This window comes from Microvirga sp. P4_G7 (assembly GCF_056401005.1).
The window spans coordinates 1-4,819 of sequence record NZ_JBFUKD010000260.1 but is presented as its reverse complement, the minus strand read 5'-3'; the positions used below and the strand labels follow the sequence as shown (position 1 = coordinate 4,819).

2 protein-coding genes are annotated in these 4,819 nt (G+C 62.9%); both read left to right on the top strand.

The annotated features are described in order from the left end of the window. On the top strand, positions 1 to 858 hold an 858-nt coding region (locus tag AC1DT3_RS12310; protein WP_477465539.1), incomplete at its 5' end, for a chloride channel protein. A 222-nt stretch (positions 859 to 1,080) separates the two neighbouring features. Further along, the coding region (locus tag AC1DT3_RS12305; protein WP_477465540.1) for an alpha-2-macroglobulin family protein at positions 1,081 to 4,819 on the top strand (3,739 nt) is incomplete at its 3' end.

The window sequence follows — 4,819 nt, the reverse complement described above, 5'->3', positions numbered from 1 at the left end:
CTCGAAGGCGGCTCCACATTCCTCATGCTGACGCTGTTTTTCGTCGCGAAAGTTGCTGCGGCCGCGTTGTCGCTCGGATCGGGCTTTCGCGGCGGTCTGTTCTTCGCCTCGCTGTTTCTTGGGGTTCTGCTCGGAAAGATCTTTGCCTTTTCCATCGATTGGGTGATGCCGCTCGCTGTCGATCCGGTCGCTGCGGCCGTCGTCGGCATGGCGTCGCTCGCGGTCGGCATCGTCGGCGGACCTTTGACTGTCACCTTCCTGGCGCTCGAGACGACGGGCGACCTGACGATTAGTGGAATCGTACTCACCGCTTCGATCATGGCCGCCATCGTTGTCCGGCAGACCTTCGGCTACTCGTTCTCGACCTGGCGTCTCCATGTGCGCGGGGAGACGATCCGCAGCGCCCAGGACGTCGGATGGCTGCGCACACTCACCGTCGGGCGCATGATGCGGAAGGATTTGAAGACGGTGCCCGCATCGCTCTCTCTGGCCGACTTCCGCAAGGCGTTCCCGCTCGGATCGGGTCAACGGGTCGTTGCAGTGGATGAATCAGACCGGTACGCCGGCATGGTACTTGTGCCGGAGGCCTACGATGTCGAGGCGGATGCGAAGGCGAACGTCGCCTCGATCCTGCGATACAAAGACGACATGCTGTTGCCGGCGATGAACGTCAAGGATGCGGCGGGTATCTTCGATCAATCGCAGAGTGAGGAGCTCGCCGTCGTCGACAATCGCCTCAACCGCCAGGTTGTCGGACTTCTGACCGAAAGCCATCTTCTGCGCCGATACAGCGAGGAGCTCGACAAGGCTCATCGCGGTGCTCTGGGCGAGGAGCCCGCCGACGAGGCGGTGCGTTAGCGCATGAGACCCGCAGAGGCCGTGTTTCGACGCAACGAAAGGTGCCGCCTAGATGAACTTGCGTGTGATCGGGCACAAAGCCGATGCCCGTTTATCCGTTCACACTCCGACGTACCTTGTCGAACGGGGTCCGGGTGCTAAGCTCTGTTCTACAACGGCCCGCCCCGCGATGGGTCGATGCTCCAGGGAGTTCTCATGATTCGTGGTTTCATACGCGCAGCCATGATGGCGGCAGCTCTCGTTGTTGGTGGATCGCTCGGAGCCGCGGGCGGCGTTGCTTGGGCGCAGACGTCAAAAACCTTCGTGCAGGACGATCTCGCAAGCCAGGCCGTACGGCTGGAGCAGGCACTTAAGACCGAAGGGGCTCGCGCTGTCGCTGGGAAAGCGGCGGCGCAGCTGCGCAGAGATGGACAGGCGCAATTGGCGCGCAACAACCCGCGCGGCGCTCTAGCAGCTTTCACTGCGGCCATCGCTGCAGATTCCACCGACTGGGCCAATTGGGCGGCGTTCGTCCGCGCGGGTCTCAGCGTCGAGCCCGCCAACTGGGACGAGCGCTACAAGCTACGCGATCGCATGGTGACCGCCGCCTACGCCGCCTATCAGCGCGCTGTAAATCCGGTTGACGAGGCATCGGCGCTTGCACTCCTCGGGCAGGCCTATGCGGTGCAGGAAGCATGGCGCCTAGCCCTCAACGCCTATGCGGCGAGCTTGAAGCTCAACGATGATTCCGCGACGCGTGCAACTTATGAATCACTGCGCGAAGAGCACGGCTTCCGCGTTACCGACTTTAAGGTCGATTCCGATTCCGCTGCGCCCCGGGTTTGCTTCCAGTTTTCCGACCCACTGGCGGGCGGGAAAATCGACTTCGCGCCCTATGTGACGGTGTCTGCGAATACCGGTGCCGCCGTCTCGGCTGAAGGACAGCAGCTCTGCGTCGACGGCCTGAAGCACAGTGAGCGATATTCCATCGTTCTGCGCCAAGGACTGCCTTCCGCGGTCGGCGAAAGCCTGCTCAAGGCGGCAGATTATGAAATCTATGTGCGTGACCGCTCTCCGCAGGCGCGCTTCACCGGGCGCAACTACGTCCTGCCGAGCACGGGACAAGAGGGCATCCCGATCGTCTCAGTCAACACGGCAAAAGTCGATGCCGAGGTCTACCGGATCGGGGACCGCAATCTTTTGCCGACATTGCGCGGCGACGATTTCCTGTCGCAGCTCTCGCGCTACTCGGCTCGCCAGATCGCCGCGGAAAAGGGTTTCAAGATCTGGTCGGGAACACTCGACACCGCGTCTGATCTCAATCGCGACGTCGTCACGGCATTTCCGGTCGCCGAAGCCGTCGGCAAGCTGGAACCCGGCGTCTACGTCATGACCGCAAGGCCGCAYGATGGAACGTCGGCGGACGGTGACGACAGCGACGACTACAACAACATCGCGACGCAATGGTTCGTCGTTTCCGACCTCGGTCTGACCGCTTTCACTGGGCGAAACGGCGTCCAGGTGTTCGTACGCTCGCTGGCGAGCGCCGCACCCGTGTCGGACGTGGAAGTTCGTCTGGTCGCGCGCAACAACGAAGTGTTGGCGTCGAAGAAGAGCGACAAGGACGGCACGGTATCGTTCGACCCCGGCCTCGCGCGCGGCGAAGGCGGATCGTCACCGGGGATTCTCGTTGCCACTCTCGGTGTCGACTACGCTTTTCTCGATCTCGACAGTGCCGCTTTCGATCTGACCGATCGCGGCGTGAAGGGGCGCGCCAACTCCGCGGCGGTCGATGCCTACCTCTACACGGAACGCGGCGTCTACCGCACGGGTGAAACCGTCGCGCTGACGGCATTGTTGCGTGATGCCAAAGGTGTCGCGGTTCCGGGCGTCCCGCTGACGCTGGTGGTTCGTCGCCCCGATGGCGTGGAATATCGCCGAGCACAGGTTGACGATCAAGGGCTTGGCGGCAGGGCGCTGTCCTTGCCCATTCTACCAGGATCGATGCGCGGCACGTGGCGTGTTGCGGCCTACACCGACCCTAAGGGGTCTTCGATCGGCGACGTGAGCTTTCTCGTCGAGGATTACGTGCCGGAGCGGTTGGAGTTGACATTGTCTCCAAAGCTCAGCGCCCTGAAGCCCGGACAGCCGGCTGCGATCGATCTTGCCGCGCGTTATCTCTACGGCGCGCCAGGCTCAGGTCTCGATGTGTCGGGTGAGGTCACCGTTGCAGAAAGCAACAACGTCGGGATCAAGGGCCTTGACGGGTTTGCCATCGGGCTCGACGATGAACCGATCGAGGCTTCGTCGGTGGAAATCGAACAGGCGGCGACGACGGACGACAAGGGTCTCGCCAGCCTGCAGATTCCGATTCAGGACGTCGCCGCGCCACGCGCCACGGAAGCTCGCATCACRTTGCGCGTCGCCGAACCGGGTGGACGTGCCATCGAGCGAAGCGTCACGCTTCCAATCTTGCCGAGCGGACCCGTCGTTGCGGTAAAGAAGACATTCGATGCGCTTGGTGACGGCGCCAATGCGACGTTCGACGTCGTTGTCGTCAACCCGGACGGCCAGCGACTGGCAAAGACTGGTGTCACGTGGAGCCTCGTCAAGGTCGAGCAGCGCTACCAATGGTACAATTCCGACGGTCGATGGAGCTATGAACCGATCAAGAGCACGCGCCGGGTAGCGAACGGGACGCTCGACGTCACGGCGTCTGCCGTCGGTCGCATCGCGGCTCCGGTGGAGTGGGGTTCGTATCGGCTCGACGTGAACGCGCCGGGCCTCGGTGCAATGAGTCAGACCAGCGTGTCTTTCACCGTCGGCTGGTCGGGCACTGCCACGGCGACACGGCCCGACCTCCTCGACATGACGCTCGACAAGGCGAATTACAAAGCCGGCGAAACCATGCGGGTGCGTCTCAATCCGCGCTTTGCAGGCAAGGCGACGCTGGCCGTCGTCAGCGACCGCGTTCAGGATATTCGCGTCGTCGATGTCGCAGCCGCTGGAGCGGACGTGAGCTTGCCGGTGCGCGCCGAATGGGGTCCGGGAGCCTATGTCGTCGCAATCGCCCACCGTCCGCTGGATCAGGCGGCGAAACGCATGCCTGGACGTTCGCTCGGCACGGCCTGGTTCGAGATCGACCGCGATGCGCGCAATCTTCAGATCAGCCTCAACGCGCCCGAAAAAATCAGACCGCGCGGCACGCTGAAACTGCCGATCAAGGTCGCTGGCCTGAAGGCAGGTGAAGAGGCCCGTATCACCGTCGCTGCGGTCGATGTCGGTATTCTCAATCTGACTCGCTATCAGGCGCCCAATCCGACGGATTACTTTTTCGGTCAGAAGCAACTCTCGTCCGAAGTCCGTGATCTCTACGGGTACCTCATCGACGGCATGCAGGGCACGCGCGGTGCCATCCGTTCAGGCGGAGACATGGAGCCGAAGGCGCTCGACGGCATCCCGCCGACGCAGGAGCCGTTGGCACGTTTCTCCGGTGTCGTGAAAGTGGAATCGGACGGCAGCGCGAATGTCGAGTTCGATATTCCTGCCTTCAACGGCACGGCGCGCGTCATGGCGGTCGCGTGGACGAAGGACCGCGTCGGCAGCTCATCCGCCGATGTGGTCATCCGTGACCCAGTGGTGCTGACGGGAACGTTGCCGCGCTTCCTCTCGGTCGGAGATCGCTCGCGGTTCTTCGTGCAACTCGACAATGTGGAGGGACCCGCGGGTGATTATGTCGTCGATCTCGACATCAGCGGACCGATCATCGTTGCGGCGGATGCATTTCGCTCGAGCGTGAAGCTTGCTGCAAAGGCGAAGGGGAGCATCGCGATCCCGGTGACCGCCGGCGGTACCGGCTTGGCGCGCGTCGAAGCGACACTGCGTGGTCCCGATGGTGAAGTGGCGCAGAGTTTCGTCGTCGCGATCCAGCCCGGAACGGGAGCGCTCGCGCGTCGTACGATCACACCGCTCGATCCTGGTG